This window comes from Streptacidiphilus sp. PAMC 29251, from assembly GCF_054208735.2.
Window position 1 is genome coordinate 8,578,471 of the sequence record NZ_CM135725.2, and the last position, 22,098, is coordinate 8,600,568.

Here is a 22,098-nt window from a genome sequence, read left to right on the forward strand (position 1 = left end):
CCTGGACGACGTCAGGACACCCCGTGGTTCCACCTCTGCCGCATGACGCCGCCGCCGGCACCGGGCCCGGTCCGGCCGGTCCGCCGACGCTGCTCCGGGTCGTGGTGGTGGACGACGAGGCGCTGATCCGGTCCGGGCTGGCCATGATCCTCGGCACGGCCCCCGACATCGAGGTGGTCGCCACCTGCTCCGGCCCGGAGGCCCTGGCGGTGATCCAGGAGCAGCGCCCGCACGTGGTGCTGCTGGACATCCGGATGCCGGACGTGGACGGGCTCACCCTGCTCCGCCGCATCCGTGAGCTGCCTGACTGCCCCCAGGTCGCCATGCTGACCACCTTCGACACCGACGAGTACCTGGACCGGGCGGTGGCGCTCGGGGCGGGCGGGTTCCTGCTCAAGGACACCGAGCCGGAGCTGCTGGCCCGCTCGGTCCGCGCCGTCGCCACCGGCGCGGGCTGCCTGTCCGCGCCGGTGCTGCGGCGGCTGCGGGAGAGCGCACCGCGCGGCGGCGGGGCGTCCGGCCGGGCGATCGACGGGCTCAGCGAACGGGAGCGGCAGGTGCTGGCCCTCCTCGGCCAGGGGCTCTCCAACATCGAGATCGGGGCCAGGATGCACCTGGGCGCCGCCACCGTGAAGGACTACGTCAGCGCCGTCCTCACCAAGCTGGGCGTCGCCAACCGGATCCAGGCGGCGGTCCTGGCCGAGCGCGCCGGGCTGATCCAGTGAACCCCCGCGCCGCGATCGCGGACCTGCCGCTGTGGCTGCGCCGGGGCGCGGTCACCCTGCTGCTGGTCGCCGCGTCCACGGTGGACGCGCTGCTGAACTTCCCCGCCCCGCGCGACTGGACCTTCACCGTCTCGATCGTCGCCACCGCCGCCCTGCTGCTGCGCCGCCGACTGCCCCGGACGGCCCTGCTGATCACTCTGCCCGGCCTCTACGCGGGCACCGCCGCGGTGGCGGCGATGGCCGCGCTGTACTCGGTCGCCCGCTCCCGCCGCCCGGTCCGGCAGGTGTGGATCGCCGCCGGGCTGGTCGGGATCGGGATGTTCATCCCCTGGCCGCTCGGTGACTTTCCCAAGGAGACTGCCAGTGACCAGGCCCAGAACCTGATCTACGCGGTGATGCTGGCGGCCGGCCCGGCCGCGCTGGGCCTGCTGGCCAGAACGAGAGCAGCGCTCTCGGAACGGATCGCTGAACTCGCCGTGCTGCGCGACCAGGAGCGCGAGCTGCACGCCGAGACCGTGCTGGCCCGGGAGCGGGCCAGGATCGCCCGGGAGATGCACGATGTGGTCTCGCACCAGGCCGGGCTGATCGCGGTCCAGGCCGGGGCGCTCCAGGTCACCTCGACCGACCCGGCGGTCAAGGCCACGGCCGGGACGCTGCGCGGGCTGGCGGTGGCGACGCTGGAGGAGCTGCGCAGCATGATCCTGGTGCTGCGCGCGGCCGGCGCCGGACCGACCGAGCTGGCCCCGCAGCCCCGGCTCACCGACCTGGCCCGGCTGGTGGCCGAGTCCGAGGTGGCAGCGGTGCTGCTGATGCCGGGGCCAGGATCAGGGTCAGGACCAGGACCGGCCGGGGCCCTGCCCGCGCTGCCCGAGCCGGTGGAGCGGGCCGCGTACCGGACCGTGCAGGAGGCGCTGACCAATGTCCGCAAGCACGCGCCGGGGGCCGGGACCGAGGTCCGGCTGCGGGCCGAGGGCGACCGGCTGCTGGTCTCGGTGGTGAACGGGCCGCCGCCGCGCGAGGTCCGCTCCTGGAAGGACCTCTCCGACCTGCCCGGCGGCGGCCACGGCATCGTCGGCCTGCGCGAGCGCGCGGCCCTGCTCGGCGGCAGCCTGACCACCGGTCCGACCGCCGACGGCGGGTTCGGCGTCCTGCTGAGCCTGCCGGTGGCCGCCCCGCCCGAGGACCGGTCTGCGGGATAGGCTCGCTTTCGTACTGATGTATCTGCAGTGATCTGGTATCTGGAATGGAGTCAACGCGATGGCCTCCGAGGGAACCCGTTCCGACCGGCTGCCGCTCGACCGCTCGCCGGAGTGGGCCGAGCTGGGAAAGCACCGGGCACAGCTGGGGGAGGTGCACCTGCGGGAGCTGTTCGCCGCCGACCCGCGGCGCGGCGAGCGCTACGCCCTGCAGGTGGGCGACCTCTACCTGGACTACTCCAAGCACCTGGTGACCGACGAGACGCTGGCCCTGCTGCGGCAGCTGGCCGCCGGACGCGGGGTGGCCGAGCTGCGGGACGCGATGTTCCGCGGCGACAAGATCAACATCACCGAGCACCGCGCCGTCCTGCACACCGCCCTGCGCGCCCCGCGCGACGCGGTGATCGAGGTGGACGGTGAGAACGTCGTGCCGGCCGTGCACGCGGTGCTGGACAAGATGGCCGCCTTCGCCGACCGGGTGCGTTCGGGGGAGTGGACCGGGCACACCGGCAAGCGGATCCGCAATGTTGTCAACATCGGCATCGGCGGCTCCGACCTGGGCCCGGCGATGGCCTACGAGGCGCTGCGCGCCTTCACCGACCGCGGGCTGACGGTCCGCTTCGTGTCCAACGTGGACGGCGCCGACCTGCACGAGGCGGTCCGCGACCTGGACGCCGCGGAGACGCTGTTCATCGTCGCCTCCAAGACCTTCACCACCATCGAGACCCTCACCAACGCCACCTCGGCCCGCGACTGGCTGCTGACCGAGCTGCGCGCGGACAAGGACGCGGTCGCCAAGCACTTTGTCGCCCTGTCGACCAATGGACCCGGGGTCTCCGACTTCGGCATCGACGTCGCCAACATGTTCGAGTTCTGGGACTGGGTCGGCGGCCGCTACTCCTACGACTCCGCGATCGGCCTGTCGCTGATGCTCGCGATCGGCCCGGACGCCTTCCGGGAGATGCTGGCCGGCTTCCACCTGGTCGACGAGCACTTCCGCACCGCGGCCCCGGAGGACAACGTCCCGCTGCTGCTGGGCCTGCTCGGGGTCTGGTACGGGGCGTTCTTCGACGCCCAGTCGCACGCGGTGCTGCCGTACTCGCACTACCTCTCCAAGTTCACCGCCTACCTGCAGCAGCTGGACATGGAGTCCAACGGCAAGTCGGTGGACCGGGACGGGCAGCCGGTGCGCTGGCAGACCGGCCCGGTGGTCTGGGGCACCCCCGGCACCAACGGCCAGCACGCCTACTACCAGCTGATCCACCAGGGCACCAAGGTGATCCCGGCCGACCTGCTGGGCTTCGCCAGGCCGGTCGCCGACCTGCAGCCGGGCCTGGTCGCCCAGCACGACCTGCTGATGGCCAACCTCTTCGCCCAGGGCCAGGCGCTGGCCTTCGGCAAGACCCCGGAGGAGGTCGCCGCCGAGGGCGCCCCGGCCGAGCTGGTGCCGCACAAGACCTTCAAGGGCAACCACCCGACCACGACCATCCTGGCCGAGGAGCTCACCCCCTCGGTGCTGGGCCAGCTGATCGCCCTCTACGAGCACAAGGTGTTCGTCCAGGGCGCGATCTGGAACATCGACTCCTTCGACCAGTGGGGCGTGGAGCTCGGCAAGGTCCTCGCCAAGAAGATCGAGCCGGTGCTGGTCGACGGCGAGGGGCTGGACGCGCTGGACTCGTCCACCGGCACGCTGGCCACCCGCTACCGCACCCTGCGCGGACGCTGACCAGTCGTCACCTGACGTGAGGTCACCAGGGCATCGCCACGCCGCCGTTGGGGCGCAGGATCTGTCCGGTCACAAACCGGGCGGCGTCGCTGACCAGGTAGCGGACGGCGTGGGCGATGTCCTCCGGCTCGCCGATCATCCCCAGCGGGGACATCCGGCGCAGCGGTTTCTCGGCGGCGGCGCGGGCGGCCTCGTCCACGCTGCCGTCCGGCAGCAGGTAGTGCCGCTCGGTCATCGCGGTGCGCACCAGGCCCGGTGCCACCGCGTTGACCCGGACCCCGAAGCGGCCGACCTCGACCGCCAGGTTCTTGGTCAGCTGCACCACGGCGGCCTTGGACACCGAGTAGCTCATGATCTCCGGCTGCGCGGTGTCCATCGCCCCCGAGGCAGTGTTGACGATGCTGCCGCGGCCGGCCGCGGACATGATCCGCGCGGCGGCCTGGCAGCCGTGGAAGGTGCCCCGGAAGTTGACGTCGAGCACCGCGTCCAGGTCGGCGACCTCCACGTCGACCACCCGGCCGGTGCGGATGATCCCGGCGACATTGCAGAGGATGTCCAGCCGCCCCTGCTCGGCGGCGGTGCCCTCGATCAGCGTGAACACGGCCGCCCGGTCGGTCACGTCCAGCGCGGCGCCGCTCGCGGCCTTGCCGATGCCCTCGGCGGTGGCCTCGGCGGCGGCCCCGTTGATGTCGGCGCAGACCACGTAGGCGCCCGCGGCGGCGAGTTGCTGGGCGGTCGCTCGTCCGATGCCGCTGCCCGCGCCGGTGACCACGGCGACGCGTCCGGAGAGGTCGAACGGATCTGCTTGACTCGTCATGGGATCAATGGCTACCAGGATGACCTTGAAGGTGGAAGCGGTAGTACAGTCCTTTACTGATCAGTAACTTATTGAGGGGAGATCCGTCGTGACCGCAGCGGCAGAGCTGGGCCAGGCGTCGGAGTTCGACCGGGGGACCGCGGTGCGGGCGCGCGAGGGCCTGCCGTCCGTCTACGACGCCGAGCTCGACCCCGGCTGGCGGATCGGCGGCGGCATCAACGGCGGGCTGCTGCTGGCCCTGGTCGGCAACGCCCTGCGGCAGGAGCTGGCCAGTGGCGGCCACCCGGACCCGCTCTCGCTGAGCGCCTACTACCTCTCGGCCGGACGGCCCGGACCGGCCGAGATCCGCACCGAAGCGGTCCGCCGCGGCCGCAGCGTCAGCACCGGCGCGGCCACCCTGCTGCAGACCGCCGCGGACGGCTCCACGGTCGAGCGGCTGCGGGTGCTCGCCTCCTACGGCGACCTCTCCACCGCCGAGGGCGACGTCAGGACCAGCGCCACTCCGCCCGAGCTGCCGCCGGTGGACCAGTGCATCAGCACCGCCCAGGCGCTGCCGGACTTCCTGGCCAACGCCGCCCTGCTGGAACGGCTCGACCTGCGGCTGGACCCGGCCTGCGTGGGCTGGGCATTGGGCAAGCCCTCCGGGGTCGGAAAGATCCAGGGCTGGCTCCGGCTCGCCGACGGCCGCGAGCCCGACCCGCTGATGCTGCTGCTCGCCGTGGACGCGCTGCCGCCGGTCACCTTCGACCTCGGCCTCTACGGCTGGACCCCCACCCTGGAGCTCACCGCCCACGTCCGGGCCCCGCCCGTCCCCGGCTGGCTCCGGGTGGTCCACTCCACCCGCAACCTGGCCGGCGGCTTCCTGGAGGAGGACGCCGAGGTCTGGGACGAGTCCGGCCGCCTGGTCGCCCAGTCCCGCCAGCTCGCGGTGGTGCCGCGACCGGCTTAGCCCGGTCGGTCTTAGCTCGCCCAGTGCGCTCAGGACTCGTGCCGGTGGTCCCAGTACGGGGCGTCCGGGTGGTCGAGCAGCCACCGCAGCCGCTCCCGGCTGACCTCGTCGGCGGGGGAGTAGACCTGCATCCGCAGATCCGGGGCCGAGATGATGTCGAAGTGGCTGACCAGCACCGACAGCCGGCCCACGGCGGGGTGCTGGTAGGTCTTGGTGCGGCTGCCGTGGGCGCCGACGTCCTGGGTCTCCCACATCGCGGCGAACTCCGGGCTGGCCGCCGACAGTTCGGCGACCAGGCGCTCCCAGTCCGGTTGGCCGAGGTGCCGGCCGTATTCGGCCCGGAACGCCGCCACCAGCAGCGGCAGTTCCTGCGCGCGGTCGACCAGCGAGCTGCAGCAGGCCGGCACGGTGAAGGACAGCCAGAGCAGGTTGTTGCCGGGCCCGGCCTGCTTGTCGGGCCCGTCCTGCACGCTCCGGGGCCACAGCGCCGCGTAGGGGAGGTTCAGGGCGAGCACGTCGAGGCGGGAGTTGACCACGCAGGCCGGCAGCGTGGCGAAGTCGTCCAGCACCGCCCGCACCGCCGGATCCAGCACGGTGCACGGCGTCGGATCGGGCGCGGCCGGGACCTCGGCCAGCCGGTAGAGGTGGCTCAGCTCCGGGCGGTCGAGCCGCAGCGTCCGGCCGATCGCGTCCAGCACCTGCGGGCTGGCGTTGATCGGGCGACCCTGCTCCAGCCAGGTGTACCAGGTCACGCCGACCCCGGCGTGCAGCGCCACCTCCTCCCGGCGCAGGCCCGGCGTCCGCCGCCGGGGACCCGGCGGCAGCCCCAGCTCCTCGGGGGTGATCCTGGCCCGCCGACTGCGCAGAAAGGCAGCGAGCTCCGTACGGCGAGCGGTCGCGGTGGTCATCGTCCCAGTGTGAACCGGGGGTCTGACAATCCGCTCCGGCCCGGCCCGGCCGGCTCCGTCGACGCCGCGACCCGCCGGGGGCGGAGGTGTTCCCGGCGTGCCGGTGACGGCACAATGCTGAGTGGCATCCCTGCGAGAAGGCGGTAACACAGCGTGTCCCCACTGAGTGCGTCCAGCCACACTGCGTCCATCCAGCAGACCATCGCCGAGGAACTCGGCGTACGGTCCGGGCAGGTCCAGGCCGCCGTGGACCTGCTCGACGGCGGGGCGACCGTGCCCTTCATCGCCCGCTACCGCAAGGAGGCGACCGGGGAGCTGGACGACACCCAGCTGCGCAACCTGGAGGAGCGGCTGCGCTACCTGCGCGAGCTGGAGGAGCGGCGGGACGCGATCCTGGAGTCGATCAGCAGCCAGGGCAAGCTGGATCCGGCGCTTGAGGCGCAGATCCGCGCCGCCGACTCCAAGGCCCGGCTGGAGGACATCTACCTCCCCTACAAGCCCAAGCGCCGCACCAAGGCCCAGATCGCCCGGGAGAACGGGCTGCAGCCGCTGGCCGACCTGCTGCTCGGCGACCCGACCCGGGACCCGCAGGCCGAGGCGGCCGGCTACCTCGGCGAGAACGTCCCCGACGCCGCAGCCGCGCTGGAGGGGGCCCGGGCGATCCTGGTCGAGCGCTTCGGCGAGGACGCCGACCTGGTCGGCGGGCTGCGCGAGCGGATGTGGGGCCGGGGCCGGCTCTCCGCCAGGGTCCGTGACGGCAAGGAGGAGGCCGGGGCGAAGTTCTCCGACTACTTCGACTTCGCCGAGCCCTTCACCAAGCTCCCCTCGCACCGGATCCTGGCCATGCTGCGCGGTGAGAAGGAGGACATCCTCGACCTCACCCTGGAGCCCTACACCGACGAGGCCGACGCCGAGGCCCCCGGCGGCTACGAGGCCCGGATCGCGCAGAAGTTCGAGATCGCCGACCGGGGCCGCCCCGGCGACCGCTGGCTGCTGGACACCGTCCGCTGGGCCTGGCGCACCCGGCTGCTGGTGCACCTCGGCATCGACCTGAGGCTGCGGCTGCGCACCGAGGCCGAGGACGAGGCGGTCCGGGTCTTCGCCGCCAACCTGCGCGACCTGCTGCTCGCCGCCCCGGCCGGCACCCGCGCCACCCTGGGCCTGGACCCGGGCTTCCGGACCGGCGTGAAGGTCGCCGTGGTGGACGCGACCGGCAAGGTGGTCGCCCATGACACCATCCACCCGCACGTCCCGGCCAACCGCTGGGACGAGTCCATCGCCACCCTGGCGAAGCTCTGCGCCACCCACAAGGTCGATCTGATCGCCATCGGCAACGGCACCGCCTCGCGGGAGACCGACAAGCTGGCCGGGGATCTGATCAAGCTGCACCCGGACCTCAAGCTCACCAAGGCCGTGGTGTCCGAGGCCGGCGCCTCGGTCTACTCCGCCTCCGCGTTCGCCTCGCAGGAGCTGCCGGACCTCAATGTCTCGATCCGCGGCGCGGTCTCCATCGCCCGGCGGCTGCAGGACCCGCTGGCCGAGCTGGTCAAGATCGACCCCAAGTCGATCGGCGTCGGCCAGTACCAGCACGACCTCTCCGAGGCCAAGCTGTCGCGCTCGCTGGACGCGGTGGTCGAGGACTGCGTGAACGGTGTCGGGGTGGACGTCAACACCGCCTCCGCACCGCTGCTGACCAGGGTGTCCGGCATCGGCGCCACCCTGGCCGAGAACATCGTGGCGCACCGCGACGCCAACGGTCCGTTCCGCAGCCGCAAGGCGATCAAGGAGGTGCCCCGGCTCGGCCCCAAGGCCTTCGAGCAGTGTGCCGGCTTCCTGCGGATCCCCGGCGGCGAGGACCCGCTGGACGCCTCCAGCGTCCACCCCGAGGCCTATCCGGTGGTCCGGAAGATCATCGCGGCCACCGGCGGCGAGCTGCGGACGGTGATCGGCAACGGCGCGGTGCTGCGCGGCCTGCAGCCGTCCGCCTTCGCGGACGAGAAGTTCGGCGTGCCGACCGTCACCGACATCCTGCGCGAGCTGGAGAAGCCCGGCCGGGACCCGCGGCCCGCGTTCCGCACCGCGGCGTTCAAGGAGGGCGTGGAGAAGCTCTCCGACCTGGAGCCGGGGATGCTGCTGGAGGGCACCGTCACCAATGTCGCGGCCTTCGGCGCCTTCGTCGACGTCGGCGTGCACCAGGACGGCCTGGTCCATGTCTCGGCGCTGTCCAGGACCTTCGTCAAGGACCCGCGCGAGGTGGTGAAGTCCGGGGACATCGTCCGGGTGAAGGTGCTGGAGGTGGACATCCCGCGCAAGCGGATCTCGCTGACGCTGCGGCTGGACGACGAGGCCCAGCCCAAGCAGGAGCGGGAGCGCGGGCCGCGCCAGCCGCAGCAGGAGCGGGGGCCGCGGCAGGGGCAGTCGCAGCAGCAGCGCACGCCCCGGCCGCGGAACGAGAAGCCGGGCGGCGGTGGCTCAGGCAACTCCGGTGGCTCCGGCGGTTCCGGGAACTCCAACAGCGCGATGGCGGATGCCCTGCGCAGGGCCGGTCTCACCCGCTGACCTCGGCACTGTGCCATCGGACGATGGCACAGTGCATCCTGGCGTGCCATTGGCTGGTCGGCCGGTTCGGCGCTCGTACGATGATCTAAGGAAGCCCCGCCCGCTCCCCCGTGCGGAAGGGGCTTCCTGTCTTCTTTTCGGCGCCAGTTGAGCCGAAGCTCAGCTCCAGCGCAGCCAGACCGCGGTGTCGGTCGGCAGCAGCGACCCGTCCAGCGGCCCGCTCGCCAGCAGCACGCCGGCCCCGGTGGGCAGCGCCACCGGGGTCGGCCCCAGGTTCACCACGCAGCGGAAGTCGCCCTCGCGGGTGAAGTCCAGCACGTCGTCGGCCGAGGGCAGCCAGCGCATCGGGCCGTCGCCGAGACCCGGTTCGGCCCGGCGCTGCCGCAGGGTCTCCCGGTAGAGCTCCAGGTGCGAGCCCTGGATGCCGGACTCCGCCGCCGCGGTCAGGTCCTTCCAGGCGGCCGGCTGGACGTCCAGCCAGGGCGGCGCCTGCTCGGCGCCGAAGCCGAACGGCGGGTGCGTTCCGCTCCACGGGATCGGCACCCGGCAGCCGTCCCGGCCGCGGTCGGTGTGGCCCGAGCGCAGCCAGGTCGGGTCCTGGCGCAGCTCGTCCGGGATGTCCTCGACCTCCCACAGGCCCAACTCGTCGCCCTGGTAGACGTAGACCCCGCCGGGCAGCGCGCAGCTCAGCAGCGCGGCGGCGCGGGCCCGGCGGGTGCCGAGCTCCAGGTCCACCGGCTGGCCGAAGCGGGTGGCCCGGTCGAAGCCGTAGGTGGTGTCGACCCCGCCGTAGCGGGTGACGTGGCGGGTGGTGTCGTGGTTGGACAGCACCCAGGTCGGCGGGGCGCCGACCAGGGCGTGCGAGGCCAGGGTGTCGTTGATCACCCCGCGCAGTGCCGCCGCGTCCCAGGCCGACTTCAGGAAGGCGAAGTTGAAGGCGGTCTGCAGCTCGTCGGGGCGCAGGTAGCGGGCGAAGCGGTTCGGGTCGTTCTCCCACAGCTCGGCCACGAACACGCGCTCGCCGGGGTAGGAGTCGGCCAGCGCCCGCCAGCTGCGGTAGATCTCATGCACGCCCTCCTGGTCCCGCCAGGGGTCGGGCTTGCCGTGGTGCCCGGCCGAGTCCGGCAGTCCGGCCTCCTTGACCAGGTGGTCGGTGACGTCGATCCGGAAGCCGTCGGCGCCGAGGTCCAGCCAGAACCGCAGGATGGACTCGAACTCGGTGCGGACGGCCGGGTTGTCCCAGTTCCAGTCGGGCTGCTCGGGCGCGAACATGTGCAGGTACCACGCGCGGTCGGGCCCGTCGGTCCGCTTCCAGGCCGGGCCGCCGAAGTGCGACTGCCAGTCGTTGGGCGGCAGTTCGCCGTCCTCGCCGCGGCCCGGGCGGAAGTGGAACAGCGCGCGCTCGGCCGAGCCCGGGGCCGCGGCCAGCGCCGCGCGGAACCAGGGGTGCTGGTCCGAGCAGTGGTTGGGGACCAGGTCGACGATCAGCCGCAGCCCGGCCGTGTGGCATTCGGCGATCAGCTGCTCGGCCTCGGCGAGGGTGCCGAAGCGCGGGTCGATGTCGCGGTAGTCGGCGATGTCGTAGCCGCCGTCGGCCAGCGGGGAGACGTACCAGGGGGAGATCCACAGCGCGTCCACGCCGAGTTCCACCAGGTAGGGGAGTCGGCTGCGGATCCCGGCGATGTCGCCGGTGCCGTCGCCGTTCCCGTCGGCGAAGCTGCGCGGGTACACCTGGTACAGGGCCGCGCCGCGCCACCAGGGCTGGGAGTCGGAGTGAGTGTCCGTCATGCTGTCGCGCCTCCGGGGTACGGGTGGAGTCTGGGGCGTAGGGCCTGTCCCGCAAACCCTAGGCCGGACGGTCCCCGGCGAGGGACCCCGGGGTCTGGTCCGACCGGACGGGCCCCCCACCCCCGCCCTACCCGGTGCCGTGCTGGTGCAACGTCGATCCGCTGCGGCCCTTGCGGACCTCCAGCTGGACCGGGATGCGGCCGCGCAGGTCGCCGACATGGCTGACGATGCCCACCGCCCGGTCCCGCTCGCGCAGCCGGTCCAGCACGTCCAGCACGTCCTCCAGGGTGTCCTCGTCCAGCGAGCCGAAGCCCTCGTCGATGAACAGGGTGTCCAGCGGCATGCCCCCGGCTTCGTCGGTGACCACGTCGGCCAGGCCCAGCGCCAGTGCCAGCGAGGCGAAGAAGCTCTCGCCGCCGGAGAGGGTCGAGGTGTCCCGGCTGCGGCCGGTCCAGCCGTCCAGCACGCTCAGGCCGAGCCCGGAGCGGCCGGCGCCCCTGGCCCTGGCGTCGTTGTGGGCGAGGGTGTAGCGGCCCTGGGACATCACCCTGAGCCGGGCCCCGGCCGCCTCCGCGACCTGTTCCAGCCTGGCCGCCAGGACGTAGGTCTCCAGCGACATCCGCAGGCTGTTGCCTGCGCTGGTGCCGGAGGCGAGATAGGCCAGGTCGGAGACCTGGCGGTGCTCGGCGGCCAGCGGCGCCAGCCGGCGCAGCTCGGCGTCGAGGCCGGCACTGAGCCGGTCCAGCGCCTCGCAGCGCTCCCGCGCGCCCTGCACCGCCGCATAGGCGGAGCGCAGCGCCGCGTCGGCGGCGTCCAGCACGGCCCGGTCGGCGGCCGGATCGGCGGCCGGCCGCCGGACCGCTGCCAGCAGGTCGGGGTCGGCCAGCTCCGCGCCGACCTGCGCCAGCTCGTCCCGGTGCCGCTCCAGGGCCGCCCGCAGCCTGGCGATTTCGGAGGCGGGGAGCGCGGCCTGCGCCGCCTGCTCGGCGTCGCCGAAGCCCTCCCGTTCGGCCGCCTCGCGCACCTCCCGCTCGGCCCGGGCCAGCGTCTCGGTGCCGGCCGCGGCCTCGCGCACCGCGGCTACGGTCTCGCCCAGCCGGTCCGCGAGCGGCGACAGCTCGGCGAACCTGGCCGAGACCGACGCGGCCCCCGACCTGCCCCGCTCCAACTGCTCGGTCAGCCGGGCCTGCTCCCCGGCCAGTGCCTCCAGCCGCGCGGTCCTGGCCGCGACCAGCTCCGCCGCCTGCCCGGAGGCCGCGGTGCGCAGCCCGTGCTCGTGTTCCAGGAGATCCAGCTGCTCCTGCACCCTGAGCCCGTTCGCGGCCAGCTGCCGCACCTGCTGGTACTCCGCCTCCAGCCGCTGGACGGCCGCCCGCAGCTCGGCCGCGGTGCCCTCGCCGGCGACGGCGGCCAGCGAGGCCGACTCCTGCCCCAGCCCTTGCAGCTCGCCGCCGGCCTGTTCGGCCGCGCGGGCGGCCTCCCGGTAGCGCTGCTCGGCGCGCTGCTCCTGCTCCCTGGTCACCTGGCCGGGCCCGGGCCGGGCCGGGGCCGGATGCTCGGCGGACCCGCAGACCGGGCAGGCGCCGCCCTCCGCCAGGCCCTCGGCCAGCTCGGCCGCCATCCCCTGCAACCGGCGTTCGCGCAGGTCGAGCCAGGCCTCATGGGCGCCGGCCGCGTCCTCGCGCCGGCGCAGCTCACGCTGCCGGGCGTCGGCCAGCCGGGCCGCCAGCGCCTCCGCCTGCTCGGCGGCGGCGCCGCGGCGGCGGGCCTCGGGCAGCTGCTCGTCCAGCTGGTCGGTGCGGACGGCGGCCTGCCGGGCCCGGTCCAGCGCCGCGTCGCCCCGCTGCCGCTGCTCGGGCCACTCGACGGCGAGCCACTGCTCGGCCTCGGCCCGTACTGTCTCGGCGTCCTCGCGCTCCGCCTCCAGCCGGGCCTGGCCCCGCTCATTGGCGCGGTACTGCTGCTCGGCCGAGAGCAGGGCGCGGAGCCCGCCCAGCTCCTCCCGCCGCTGCCGCTCGGCCGCGACCAGCTCCTCGCCGCCGGCCCGGGCGTGGACGGCGGGCAGCGCGGCCCGGCTGCGCTGCTCCTGCTGCTCGAACCGGGCCTGGGCCTGGGCGGCCTCGCGGTGCAGCCGCAGCAGCGGGGCAACCGCCTCGGCCCGCTGCGCCCGCTCCAGCCGGACCGAGGCCGCGTGCTGCTGCTCGGTCTGCTGCTCGAGATCGCCCGCGCGCAGCACTGCCCGCCGGTGCCGCCGCTGCCGGTCGGCCAGCACCCCCACCTCGCGGGCCCTGGCCTCGGCCAGCGCCCGGCGCTGCTCGACCGCCTGCTGCCGGCACTCGGCCACGGTCAGCTCCTCGCGGGCCTGCACCCGCAGCTGCGCGGCCCAGCCCAGGGCATCGTCCGCTGCCGACGCCGGGGCCGGTTCTTCCGTGCCCGCGGCCTGCCGCAGCCGCTCCAGTCGGGCACCGACCTCGCCGAGCACCGCCTGGCAGGCCTTCTCGGTCTGCTGCCGACGCTCCGTCAGCCACCCCTCCACCGCGCCGAACCGCGCGGTGTCGAACAGCCGCCCGAGCAGATCGGCCCGGTCCGGCGCACTGGCGTGCAGGAACCGGGCGAACTCGCCCTGGGGGAGCAGCACCACCTGGCAGAACTGCTCCCGGCTCATCCCCAGCAGCTGCTGGACCTCGGCCCCGACCTCCTGGTGCGACTTGCTGCTCGGCCGCCACTCGCCGCCGTCCCCGGAACCGGCCGACCACTCCCGCAGCAGGGTCTGCGCCTTGTCGACGGTGCTGCCGCTGCCGCGCTTCTTGGCCCTGGTCTGCTCCGGGCTGCGGGTGATCTCCAGCCGCCGGCCGCCGAGCGTCACCTCCAGCCGGACCTGGGTCCTGACCTCGGCCGAGGCATGGTCGCTGCGCAGCCTGGTCCGCGGCCGCTGGCCCGGCACCGCGCCGTAGAGCGCGTAGCAGACCCCGTCCAGCACGCTGCTCTTCCCGGCCCCGGTCGCCCCGCGCAGCAGGAACAGACCGCCGGAGGCGAGCGCGTCGAAGTCCACCGTCTGGGTCCCGGCGAAAGGCCCGAAGGCGGTCACCGTGAGTGAGTGCAGCCGCATCAGCCCTCGTTCCCCTCGCCGCGCGCGCCGACGCCGACGGCCTCCACCGCGGTGCGCAGCAGCAGTTGCTCGGCCGGGTCGGGATCGCTGCCGCGGACATGCCGGACGAAGCCGAGGGCGATCTCGGTGTCGCCCCGCCCCCTGGTCCGCGCCGCGTACGAGGCCAGCCCGTCCCCGCCGCCGCCGACCGGCTCGAAGGCCAGCTGCAGGGTGTGCGGGAAACGGGTCCTGAGCTGCTCCATCGCCCGCTCCGGGCGGTCCGGGTCGGTCAGGGTGGCCTGCACCCAGGCCTCCCGGTGCCGCTCCAGCGCCGGATCCTCCAGCAGTGCAACCAGCGTGCCGCGGATCCGGGCCAGCTTCCTGGGCACCGGGCAGTCGATCCGACGGGCCGTCAGCTCGCCCGCCGGGCCGAGGTCGACCAGCCACATGCTCTTCCGGTGGTCGGCCTCGGAGAAGGAGTACGCGAGCGGCGAGCCGCTGTAGCGCAGCCGCTCGTGGAGGATCTGACTGCCGTGCAGATGACCGAGTGCGGCGTAGTCCACTCCTTCGAACACCGCGGCCGGGACGCTCGGCACCCCGCCCACGGCGATGTCCCGCTCGCTGTCGCTGGCCTCGCCCCCGGCGACGAAGGCATGCGCCAGCACCACCGACCTGGTCCCGGCCGGACGGGTCGCCAGATCCGCCCGCACCCGCGCCATCGCCGCCCCGAGCACCGCCGCGTGGCTGACCGCGTCGGCCCCCAGCTCGCTGCCGGCCAGGGCCGGTTCCAGATAGGGCACCCCGTAGACCGCGACCGGCCCGTGCTCGTCGGCCAGCAGCACCGGCTCGCCGCAGCGGCCCACCTCGGTCCGCAGATGCACCCCGGCCTGCTCGATCAGCCGGGCCGCGATCCCCAGCCGCCGCGCCGAGTCGTGGTTCCCGGCGATCAGCACCACCGGCACCCGCAGCTCCGCGAGGCGCTGCAGTATCCCGTCGAACAGCTCCACCGCGCCCAGGCTGGGAATGGCCCGGTCGTAGACGTCCCCGGCCACCAGCACGGCGTCCACCCGTTCCAACTGAACCGTGTCGACGAGGTGATCGAGGAAGGCACGCTGCGCCGGAAGCAGGTCCTCCCGATGGAGGTTCCGCCCCAGATGCCAGTCGGAGGTGTGCAGGAGTCGCATAGCCCACGACAGTAACAACGACCACTGACAATCCCGGCCGCGCCGTCCATGTGCGAGGAGTACAGTCCTAAGGGGTGTAGTCCTCACGGATGGGAATGGTGGCGATGGCCGAACGGCGACAAGGTGGCGTCAAGCCCAGCCATGTCTTCGACCGGGAGGTCGAGTGGGCTGGGCTGGCCGCGTTCGTGGCACGGAAAGTCCCGCAGGCGATGCTGGGCGTGGTCAGTGGCAGGCGGAGGATGGGCAAGACCTATCTGCTCCGGGCGCTGGTCGCGGAGCACGGCGGCTTCTACTTCGGGGCGACGGCGGCGACCGAGGGGGAGTCGTTGCGGCAGTTCGGCGCGGCTCTGGCCAGGCACGCGGGCGCACGCGTGCCACTCACCTTCGCCACCTGGGACGACGCGATCTCCTACCTGTTCGACCTGGCCCTCCCCGATCGAAGCCAGGGCCCCTTGCTGGTGGTGCTCGACGAGTTTCCCTATCTGTCCAAGGTGGCGCCGGAACTGCCCTCGCTGATCCAGCGCGAGATGGACCGTTTCCAGGTCGAGGAGAGCCGGATGCGGCTGCTGCTCTGCGGGTCGGCGATGTCCGTCATGGGCGGTCTGCTCGCCAGTACGGCGCCACTGCGCGGGCGGGCGCAGCTTGAGTTGATCGTCCAGCCGTTCGGCTACCGCTCGTCCGCCGAGTTCTGGGGAGTCGCCGACAGCCCCGCACTCGCGGCCCGACTGCACGCCGTTCTCGGCGGAACCCCGGCCTATCGGCGGCAGTTCCTCGCCGAGGACGTCCCCGAGCGCCTGGAGGACTTCGACGACTGGCTCTGCCGGACCGTGCTCTCCCCGCTGAGCCCGCTCTTCCGCGAGGCGCGCCATCTCCTGGCGGAGGAGGCCGACATCCGTGACACCGCGCTGTACCACTCGGTCCTGGCCGCCGTCGCCGAGGGCAATGCGACGCGGGGCGGCATCGCCGGCTATATCGGCCGCAAGTCGGTGGACATCTCGCACCCGCTCAATGTGCTGGAGGACAGCCACCTGCTGGTCCGGGAAGCGGATGTGTTCCGGGCGGGGAAGTCGCAGTACCGCATCACCGAACCACTGATCAACTTCTACGAGGCGGTGATGCGCCCGGCATGGGCCCGGCTGGAGAGCGGGCAGGCCCGCGAGGTGTGGGCGCAGTCGGGCGAACGCTTCGCCGCCCAGGTGTTGGGCCCGCACTTCGAGGCGGTCTGTCGCGCGTACATGCTCGGTGCGGGCGGAGCCCTCCTGGACGGCTACCTGGGCCAGGTGGGCAGCGGCGTCGTGGTCGACCCGGCGATACGGCAGCAGATCCAGATCGACGTGGCCGTCACCGACAGCGGATCCGGGGGCAGCAGCGCCTCGGTCGCGATGCTCGGCGAAGCCAAGTGGGGCACGGTGATGGGCCTCAAGCACCTGGAACGCCTGACCCGGGCCAGGGACGTCCTCACCGAGCGCGGCATGGACACCGGCCGATGCGCACTCGCCTGCTTCAGCGCGGCCGGTTTCAGTGACGCGCTGCGCGCCGAAGCCGCGCGGGAGGACGTACTTCTGCTGGGTCTCGAGCAGCTCTACGGTGGATGACCATGGAACTGAACGTGGTGATGGCGGCCTTCCGCAGTGAGGCCGACCGGCTGGGGCAGGTCGTCGAGGGGTTCAGCGAGGCCGACTGGCGGCGGCCGACGGGCTGTGTGCCCTGGTCGGTCGCGGATCTGCTCGCACATGTCAGCGGGGCGGTCGGCCGGCTGCCGCCGATGCTCGCGGAGCGGCCGCCGGCCCGGGCCGAGGTGTCGGCGGCGGACTACTACCGGCCGGACGGGCGCTTCTCGCTGGAGACCAACGCCCTGCGAATCGCCTCGGCCCAGCAGCACGCGGGCGGACCGGCGCTGGTCCAGGAGTTCGCCGCGGTCCGGGAGCAGGTGGACAAGCTCTGCGCGGCCGAACCGGACACCCGGGTGGTCCGCACCCGGCACGGCGATCCGATGCTGCTCTCCGCGTTCATGCTCACCCGGGTGGTCGAACTCGCCGTCCACGGCCTGGACCTCGCCGCCGCGCTGGACCGCGACCCGTGGATGACGCCGCAGGCCGCCGACCTGGTCGAAGGCCTGCTGCTGGGCCCCGGCCGGACCGCGGCGGACGCGGTGCCCGAGTGGGATCGGATCACCTTCCTCCGCAAGGCCACCGGACGCCTTCCGATCAGCGCCGGGGAGGCCGGGCGGGTCGAGCGCTCGGGGGTCACCTGGCTGACCCTGGGCTGAGGAAACCGTTTCCGAGCCTGCGGATCTGCTCCAACGGGTAGGGGTTCTGCCGGCTCCGGCGCTGGAACCCGGTGATGAACTCCGACAGCACCGCGGCGACCGGCGCGTGCCGGGTGATGACCGCCGCGGCCTCCGCCGGGATCCCAGTGGGCTGCTTGCCCTCCGCGACGGCGCGCACCAGCGCGGAGCGGCCGTCCCGATCCTCCCTCCGGTAGCCATACAGCGCGGTGACCAGCCAGTTCACCAGATAGGTGGCGGTGTAGGCGCGGTCGTAGCCCTGGTGCCGGTCGAAGAAGTCGGCCTCCTCCCGCGACAGCTCGAACCCGGAGGTCATGGCGAGGCCGTAGTCCGCGAAGTAGAGGCGTCGGCCGTCGGTGAGGATGTTCTCGAAGTGCGCGTCGAGGTGCAGCAGCCCGTGGCTGTTCATGAACGAGGTGCCGGCCGCCAGTTCCCGCTCCACCATGGCGCAGGCCCGGTCGGTTGCCTCGTCCCCCGCTTCGACCTGGGTGTTCAGCCACTGGTGCAGGTTCTGCGGGAGGTACTCCAGGAACAGCGCGACGCTCGCCGAGGACCGCTCCAGCGCCTCGATCCGGCGGCGCACCGGCGATCCGCCGCCCCAGTAGCCGACGGCCCGTTCGATGTCGGCCAGTTCCTCGGGCAGCGGCGTCGAGTCCGGCAGCACCCGCCAGTGGTACATCAGCGGGAAGCCCTCGTGCTCCGCCGCGAGCACCCAGTCCGTGGTCATGGTGTGCACCGCGAGCTCGCGCCAGGCCCCGAAGCCGGGACCGCCGAGGGCGCCCACGCCGTAGTGGCAGAAGACGGGCAGATCGAACAGGTTCGCGGTGGACCGGAGGTGCTCGGGCTGCCGCTCCAGGTCGGTGAGCGGCACCCGCTTCACAAAGACCGGGGTTCCGGCGACCTCCAGCAGGGCCGACTTCCCGCCGATGCCGGATCCGATCGACGCGGATGCGTCCAGGAGCCCGCCCAGGGCGTGATCACTGTGAACGGCCAGGGCGGCCGAAACAGCACTGTGGGAGGCCAGCCGTGCAGCGTGCGACATGTCAGGGCACTTCATTGTTTCCCCCACCTCGGCACCGACCTCGACCTCTGACCGCACCCTACGGGACGGCAAAGGCCCGGCCGGCCCTGCCTGGGGGGTGGCAGGACCGGCCGGGCCGGTACGAGGGTCGGTCAGACCTTGGCGTCCCAGGCGACCGCGGCGTCCTCCGCCGCCTCCGCCTCGGCCTCGGCCTTCACCGCCGACGCGGCGGCGATGATCGCCGGGCGCTGCAGCCGGGTGAGGCCGAACAGGGCGACCGCGACGGTCAGCAGCAGGGCGCCTGCCGCGATGGCGAAACTGGAGGTGAACTGGCTCTCGGCGGGCAGCGGCGGGATCCCCGCCGGCAGGCCGGTGATCAGCTTGGACGCCAGCAGCGAGGTGACCACGGCGGAGGCGATGGAGCTGCCGACCGACCGGGAGATGGAGTTGATGCCGTTGGCGATGCCGGTCTGCTCGATCGGGACGCTGGCCGCGATCAGGGCCGGCATAGAGGCGTAGCCGAAGGCGATGGCGATGCCCGCGAGCATTCCGGCGATGATCACATTGGGGGTGCTGCCGTGGCCCCAGGCCAGCCAGGCGAAGCCGACCACACCGACCAGGGAGCCGATGGCCAGGGTGTAGCGGGCGCCGATCCGGCGCACCAGGATGCCGCCGACGGGCGCGGCGACCAGCGAGACCAGCGCGCTGGGCAGCAGGTACTCGACCGAGGCGCGCAGCACCGAGGCGCTGAAGCCGTACCCGGCCAGCCGCTCCGGCATCTGCACCAGGTAGGAGATGCCGATGAACTGGGCGAAGGAGGCGAAGCCGACGAACAGTCCGGCGACATTGGTGAAGGCGACCTGGCGGTGGGTGAACATCCGCATGTCCACCAGCGGGTTCTTCACCCGCAGCTCGACCAGCACCCAGACCGCGGCCATCACCACGGCGCCGACGAAGCAGGCGATGATGCGCTCGGAGGACCAGCCCCAGGTGTGGCCCTGGGAGATCCCGAGCAGCAGCAGCACCAGGAAAGCGGCCAGCGTGCTCGCGCCGAGGAAGTCGATCCGTCCGCCGGTGCGCTTGCCGCTGTCCGGGACCACCAGGGCGACGGCCAGCAGGGCCAGCGCGGAGACCGCGGTGGAGAACCAGAACACCGAGTGGTAGTCCGGGTGGTGACCCTGCGTCAGTAGCCCGGTGACCACCAGGGAGAGCCCGCTGCCGAAGGCCAGGGTGCTGCTGACCATGGCCATCGCACCGTGCAGCTTCTCCTGCGGGACCTCGTCCCGGATCACCGACAGGGCCAGCGGGAAGATCGCGGTGGCGGAGCCCTGGAGCACCCGGCCGACGATCAGCAGGCCGAGCGAGGTGGTGCTCGCGGCCAGCACCGAGCCGATGATCATGACCACCAGCACTGCCAGCAGGGTGCGCTTCTTGCCGTACTGGTCGCCGACCCGGCCCAGCAGCGGGGTGAACACCGCGGCGGAGAGCAGGGTGGCGGTGGTGACCCAGCTGACGCCGGCCGCGCCCGCGTGCAGGTCGCTGCCCAGCAGCGACAGGATCGGCACGACCTGGGTCTGCGCCATGGCGACGACCATGGCGGCGAGGCCGAGGGCCAGGATCAGGGGGGTGCTGCCGCGGCGTGTGGACGCGGCGGGCGTGGTCAGAGCGTGGCTCATGGGGTCAGCGGTCCTTCGGAAGGTTCATGCGCTGGATACTTTATGGCATCAAGCAATAAGGGAACCGTAGGCCAGAAGGTTTACAACGTCAAGTTAAAGGTTGATGTCAGTAAGTATCAAAGGTGGGAAGTATCGGCGTCGGGCTCGGCCGCCCGGCGGGCCGGCGCCAGCTGGGTCAGTACGTCGCCCAGCTCGCCGTGCACCCTGCGGTCCATCGCCAGTGAGAACTCCACGTCCACCACGGTCCTGGCCACCGGCCGCAGCCGGGCCAGGGTCTCGGCCAGCCGGGCCGCCTCGCCGGAGGTCATCCGGGCCTCGAGCCGTCCCAGCAGCTGCTTGTTGATCAGCTCGACGAAGAGGTCGGCCAGCGCGTCCGCGCTGGCCCGCACCCCCTGCGCGGTCTCCAGCACGGCGGCCAGCGGGATCCCCTCGGCCACCAGCGCGGCCGAGGCGTCCAGCAGCCGTCGGCTGACATGGCTGACCACATCGCCCTCGACCTGGACGTAGCCCAGGGCCCGGGCCGTCTCCAGAGTCGCCGCGTCGGCCTGCCCGGCGTAGGCGGAGTCCAGCTCGTCCAGGGTCAGCGGCACCGGGGTCTCCTCGGACCAGGGGGCCGTGATCGCGCTCTCCAGGCCCAGCAGCTCGGCCACGTCCCGGCCGTCCTCCCAGGCGCTGAGCAGCTCGGCGATGCCGCCCAGGGTGTGCCCGCGCTCCAGCAGGTCGGCGACGATCCGCAGCCGGGCCAGATGGTCCTCGGAGTACCAGGCGATCCGCCCCTCCCGCCGGGGCGCGGGCAGCAGCCGGCGCTCGCGGTAGAAGCGCAGCGTCCGCACCGGGATGCCGGCCTCCCGGGCCAGCTCCTCGGTGCGGAACTCGCGCGCGGGGCGCCGCGGCGCGGTAGGGACAGTGGTATCGCTCACCCGAGCGAGCCTAGCCGCCCGCGGGCGCCGGGCGGTCTGAGTACCGGCCCCGGAGAAGGAGCCGCGGTTGAGTATCCGTACTCATGCTGCGGCGGCGGCGCTGGCGGATCCTACGGACATGGCCAATCCTGTGAGACACAGCACCACTGCTGCCTACTACATGCAGGCGATCCTGTCCTTCGGCATCTCCGTGGGCGCCATGGGCATCGGCATCGCCTACCTGGCGGCCGACGCCTGGATCCGCGCCTTCCTGGCGCTCGGACTCCTCTACGTCGTCACCTCCGCCTTCACCCTCGCCAAGGTCATCAGGGACCGCCAGGACGAGGACCAGGTCGTGTCCCGGGTGGACCAGGCCCGGCTGGACAAGCTCCTCGCCGAACACGACCCCTTCCGGGTCGACGTCTCCTGACGCCGGACACAATGGCGGGCGTGACCGACGAACCGATCCCGCCCGTACCGGAACCAGCAGTTCCGGGCCCGCCCTCCGAGCGCTGGACGGACCCCGAGCGCTGGGCGGACCAGCTGCGCCGGCTGGAGCCCCCGGCCTGGCGCCGGCGCACCCGGGGCGAGCGCCGCTGGTCGGTGACGCTCGCCCTGCTGGTCGCCGTCTGCGTCCAGCTGGCGCTGCCGAGCCGGCTCACCATCAGCCCGCACTGGCTGCTGCCCGCGCTGGAACTGCTGCTGATGGCCGCGCTGCTGGTGGCGAACCCGCACCTGCGCCTCGAACGGCACACCCCGCTGCTGCGCACCCTCGGCCTGCTGCTGGCCGGCGCGGTCAGCGTCGCCAACGGCGGCTCGGCGGTGCTGCTGGTGCGCGGCCTGCTGCACGGCGACTCGGGTGTCAGCGCCACCTCGCTGCTGATGGCGGGCGCGGGCGTCTGGCTGACCAACATCATCGCCTTCAGCCTCTGGTACTGGGAGTGGGACCGCGGCGGCCCGGCCGCCCGTGCGCTGGGCACCCACGCCTATCCCGACCTGCTCTTCCCGCAGATGCAGCAGCAGGGTGTGGCGCCCCCTGACTGGGAGCCGCAGTACCCGGACTACCTCTTTGTGGCTTTCACCAACGCCACCGCCTTCAGCCCCACCGACACCCTGCCGCTGTCGCGCTGGACCAAGCTGCTGATGACCATGCAGTCGATGGTCTCGCTGCTCACCCTGGCGCTGGTGATCGCGCGCGCGGTGAACGTGCTGCAGTAGCGCACGCTCGACCGACACAGGTCAGTCCCAGTGCAGCACATCCGCCCCAGCAGTGCA

At 72.9% G+C, this 22,098-nt stretch carries 17 protein-coding genes; 9 read left to right on the forward strand and 8 right to left on the reverse strand.

The window, feature by feature from the left end; genetic code table 11:
- The first annotated feature begins 143 nt into the window (after positions 1-143).
- Genes ACXKR8_RS40625 through pgi form a run of 3 tightly spaced genes read left to right on the forward strand, consistent with a single transcriptional unit; the run spans position 144 to position 3,647 of the window.
- On the forward strand, positions 144-725 hold the full coding sequence (locus ACXKR8_RS40625; protein ID WP_458275214.1) for a response regulator: 582 nt from the start codon (positions 144-146) through the stop codon (positions 723-725).
- Positions 722-1,924, forward strand: a complete 1,203-nt coding sequence (locus ACXKR8_RS40630) for a sensor histidine kinase (protein WP_458269527.1) — start codon at positions 722-724, stop codon at positions 1,922-1,924. The genes ACXKR8_RS40625 and ACXKR8_RS40630 overlap by 4 nt, the downstream gene beginning before the upstream one ends.
- Positions 1,925-1,982: 58 nt before the next feature.
- Positions 1,983-3,647, forward strand: coding sequence for a glucose-6-phosphate isomerase (pgi, locus tag ACXKR8_RS40635; protein ID WP_458269528.1), 1,665 nt, complete (start codon positions 1,983-1,985; stop codon positions 3,645-3,647).
- 22 nt (positions 3,648-3,669) lie between these two features.
- Here the strand turns inward: pgi and ACXKR8_RS40640 are convergent, their stop codons facing one another.
- The gene (locus ACXKR8_RS40640) at positions 3,670-4,464 is read right to left on the reverse strand and encodes an SDR family NAD(P)-dependent oxidoreductase (protein WP_458269529.1); all 795 of its coding nucleotides are present in this window, start codon (positions 4,462-4,464) and stop codon (positions 3,670-3,672) included.
- Between the two features lie 88 nt (positions 4,465-4,552).
- Here ACXKR8_RS40640 and ACXKR8_RS40645 point away from each other — a divergent pair, with 88 nt between their 5' ends.
- Complete coding sequence (locus ACXKR8_RS40645) at positions 4,553-5,413, forward strand: thioesterase family protein (RefSeq protein ID WP_462100048.1); 861 nt, start codon at positions 4,553-4,555, stop codon at positions 5,411-5,413.
- A gap of 29 nt (positions 5,414-5,442) precedes the next feature.
- Here the strand turns inward: ACXKR8_RS40645 and ACXKR8_RS40650 are convergent, their stop codons facing one another.
- Positions 5,443-6,321: a helix-turn-helix transcriptional regulator gene (locus ACXKR8_RS40650; protein WP_458269531.1), complete on the reverse strand. Its 879-nt coding sequence runs from the start codon at positions 6,319-6,321 to the stop codon at positions 5,443-5,445.
- Between the two features lie 153 nt (positions 6,322-6,474).
- On the opposite strand from ACXKR8_RS40650, the gene ACXKR8_RS40655 reads away from it, so the two are divergent.
- Positions 6,475-8,880: a Tex family protein gene (locus ACXKR8_RS40655; RefSeq protein WP_458269532.1), complete on the forward strand. Its 2,406-nt coding sequence runs from the start codon at positions 6,475-6,477 to the stop codon at positions 8,878-8,880.
- 159 nt (positions 8,881-9,039) lie between these two features.
- Here ACXKR8_RS40655 and ACXKR8_RS40660 read toward each other — a convergent pair whose 3' ends face one another.
- The 3 genes from ACXKR8_RS40660 to ACXKR8_RS40670 all read right to left on the reverse strand — a co-directional run bounded on the left by ACXKR8_RS40660 (position 9,040) and on the right by ACXKR8_RS40670 (position 14,940).
- Positions 9,040-10,668: a glycoside hydrolase family 13 protein gene (locus ACXKR8_RS40660; protein ID WP_458269533.1), complete on the reverse strand. Its 1,629-nt coding sequence runs from the start codon at positions 10,666-10,668 to the stop codon at positions 9,040-9,042.
- 127 nt (positions 10,669-10,795) lie between these two features.
- Positions 10,796-13,777: an AAA family ATPase gene (locus tag ACXKR8_RS40665; protein ID WP_458269534.1), complete on the reverse strand. Its 2,982-nt coding sequence runs from the start codon at positions 13,775-13,777 to the stop codon at positions 10,796-10,798.
- Positions 13,777-14,940: an exonuclease SbcCD subunit D gene (locus tag ACXKR8_RS40670; RefSeq protein ID WP_458269535.1), complete on the reverse strand. Its 1,164-nt coding sequence runs from the start codon at positions 14,938-14,940 to the stop codon at positions 13,777-13,779. The genes ACXKR8_RS40665 and ACXKR8_RS40670 overlap by 1 nt, the downstream gene beginning before the upstream one ends.
- Positions 14,941-15,044: 104 nt before the next feature.
- Here ACXKR8_RS40670 and ACXKR8_RS40675 point away from each other — a divergent pair, with 104 nt between their 5' ends.
- Together ACXKR8_RS40675 and ACXKR8_RS40680 are read left to right on the forward strand one after the other, a co-directional pair.
- Positions 15,045-16,535: an AAA family ATPase gene (locus tag ACXKR8_RS40675; RefSeq protein WP_458269536.1), complete on the forward strand. Its 1,491-nt coding sequence runs from the start codon at positions 15,045-15,047 to the stop codon at positions 16,533-16,535.
- Positions 16,536-16,537: 2 nt separating this feature from the next.
- On the forward strand, positions 16,538-17,209 hold the full coding sequence (locus ACXKR8_RS40680; RefSeq protein WP_458269537.1) for a maleylpyruvate isomerase N-terminal domain-containing protein: 672 nt from the start codon (positions 16,538-16,540) through the stop codon (positions 17,207-17,209).
- On the opposite strand, the gene ACXKR8_RS40685 is transcribed toward ACXKR8_RS40680, so the two are convergent.
- From ACXKR8_RS40685 to ACXKR8_RS40695, 3 genes are all read right to left on the reverse strand, one after another.
- A complete protein-coding gene (locus tag ACXKR8_RS40685; protein ID WP_458269538.1) occupies positions 17,187-18,269 on the reverse strand; it encodes a protein kinase family protein in 1,083 nt (360 codons plus the stop codon). The genes ACXKR8_RS40680 and ACXKR8_RS40685 overlap by 23 nt on opposite strands.
- A 131-nt stretch (positions 18,270-18,400) precedes the next feature.
- Complete coding sequence (locus tag ACXKR8_RS40690) at positions 18,401-19,924, reverse strand: MFS transporter (RefSeq protein WP_458269539.1); 1,524 nt, start codon at positions 19,922-19,924, stop codon at positions 18,401-18,403.
- Positions 19,925-20,040: 116 nt separating this feature from the next.
- Positions 20,041-20,844, reverse strand: coding sequence for a MerR family transcriptional regulator (locus tag ACXKR8_RS40695; RefSeq protein ID WP_458269540.1), 804 nt, complete (start codon positions 20,842-20,844; stop codon positions 20,041-20,043).
- A 118-nt stretch (positions 20,845-20,962) separates the two neighbouring features.
- On the opposite strand from ACXKR8_RS40695, the gene ACXKR8_RS40700 reads away from it, so the two are divergent.
- The gene (locus ACXKR8_RS40700) at positions 20,963-21,253 is read left to right on the forward strand and encodes a YiaA/YiaB family inner membrane protein (protein ID WP_458269541.1); all 291 of its coding nucleotides are present in this window, start codon (positions 20,963-20,965) and stop codon (positions 21,251-21,253) included.
- Positions 21,254-21,273: 20 nt separating this feature from the next.
- Positions 21,274-22,041, forward strand: a complete 768-nt coding sequence (locus ACXKR8_RS40705; RefSeq protein WP_458269542.1) for a hypothetical protein — start codon at positions 21,274-21,276, stop codon at positions 22,039-22,041.
- The last annotated feature ends 57 nt before the right edge of the window (positions 22,042-22,098 follow it).

What these genes read in the sequence shown, in the direction of transcription:
- ACXKR8_RS40660 (WP_458269533.1), bottom strand. Translation starts at nt 10,668, where the DNA reads ATGACGGACACTCACTCCGACTCCCAGCCCTGGTGGCGCGGCGCGGCC.
- ACXKR8_RS40685 (WP_458269538.1), bottom strand. Translation starts at nt 18,269, where the DNA reads ATGTCGCACGCTGCACGGCTGGCCTCCCACAGTGCTGTTTCGGCCGCC.
- ACXKR8_RS40665 (WP_458269534.1), bottom strand. Translation starts at nt 13,777, where the DNA reads ATGCGGCTGCACTCACTCACGGTGACCGCCTTCGGGCCTTTCGCCGGG.
- ACXKR8_RS40680 (WP_458269537.1), top strand. Translation starts at nt 16,538, where the DNA reads ATGGAACTGAACGTGGTGATGGCGGCCTTCCGCAGTGAGGCCGACCGG.
- ACXKR8_RS40625 (WP_458275214.1), top strand. Translation starts at nt 144, where the DNA reads ATGATCCTCGGCACGGCCCCCGACATCGAGGTGGTCGCCACCTGCTCC.
- pgi (WP_458269528.1), top strand. Translation starts at nt 1,983, where the DNA reads ATGGCCTCCGAGGGAACCCGTTCCGACCGGCTGCCGCTCGACCGCTCG.
- ACXKR8_RS40675 (WP_458269536.1), top strand. Translation starts at nt 15,045, where the DNA reads ATGGCCGAACGGCGACAAGGTGGCGTCAAGCCCAGCCATGTCTTCGAC.
- ACXKR8_RS40640 (WP_458269529.1), bottom strand. Translation starts at nt 4,464, where the DNA reads ATGACGAGTCAAGCAGATCCGTTCGACCTCTCCGGACGCGTCGCCGTG.
- ACXKR8_RS40670 (WP_458269535.1), bottom strand. Translation starts at nt 14,940, where the DNA reads ATGCGACTCCTGCACACCTCCGACTGGCATCTGGGGCGGAACCTCCAT.
- ACXKR8_RS40700 (WP_458269541.1), top strand. Translation starts at nt 20,963, where the DNA reads ATGGCCAATCCTGTGAGACACAGCACCACTGCTGCCTACTACATGCAG.
- ACXKR8_RS40690 (WP_458269539.1), bottom strand. Translation starts at nt 19,924, where the DNA reads ATGAGCCACGCTCTGACCACGCCCGCCGCGTCCACACGCCGCGGCAGC.
- ACXKR8_RS40650 (WP_458269531.1), bottom strand. Translation starts at nt 6,321, where the DNA reads ATGACCACCGCGACCGCTCGCCGTACGGAGCTCGCTGCCTTTCTGCGC.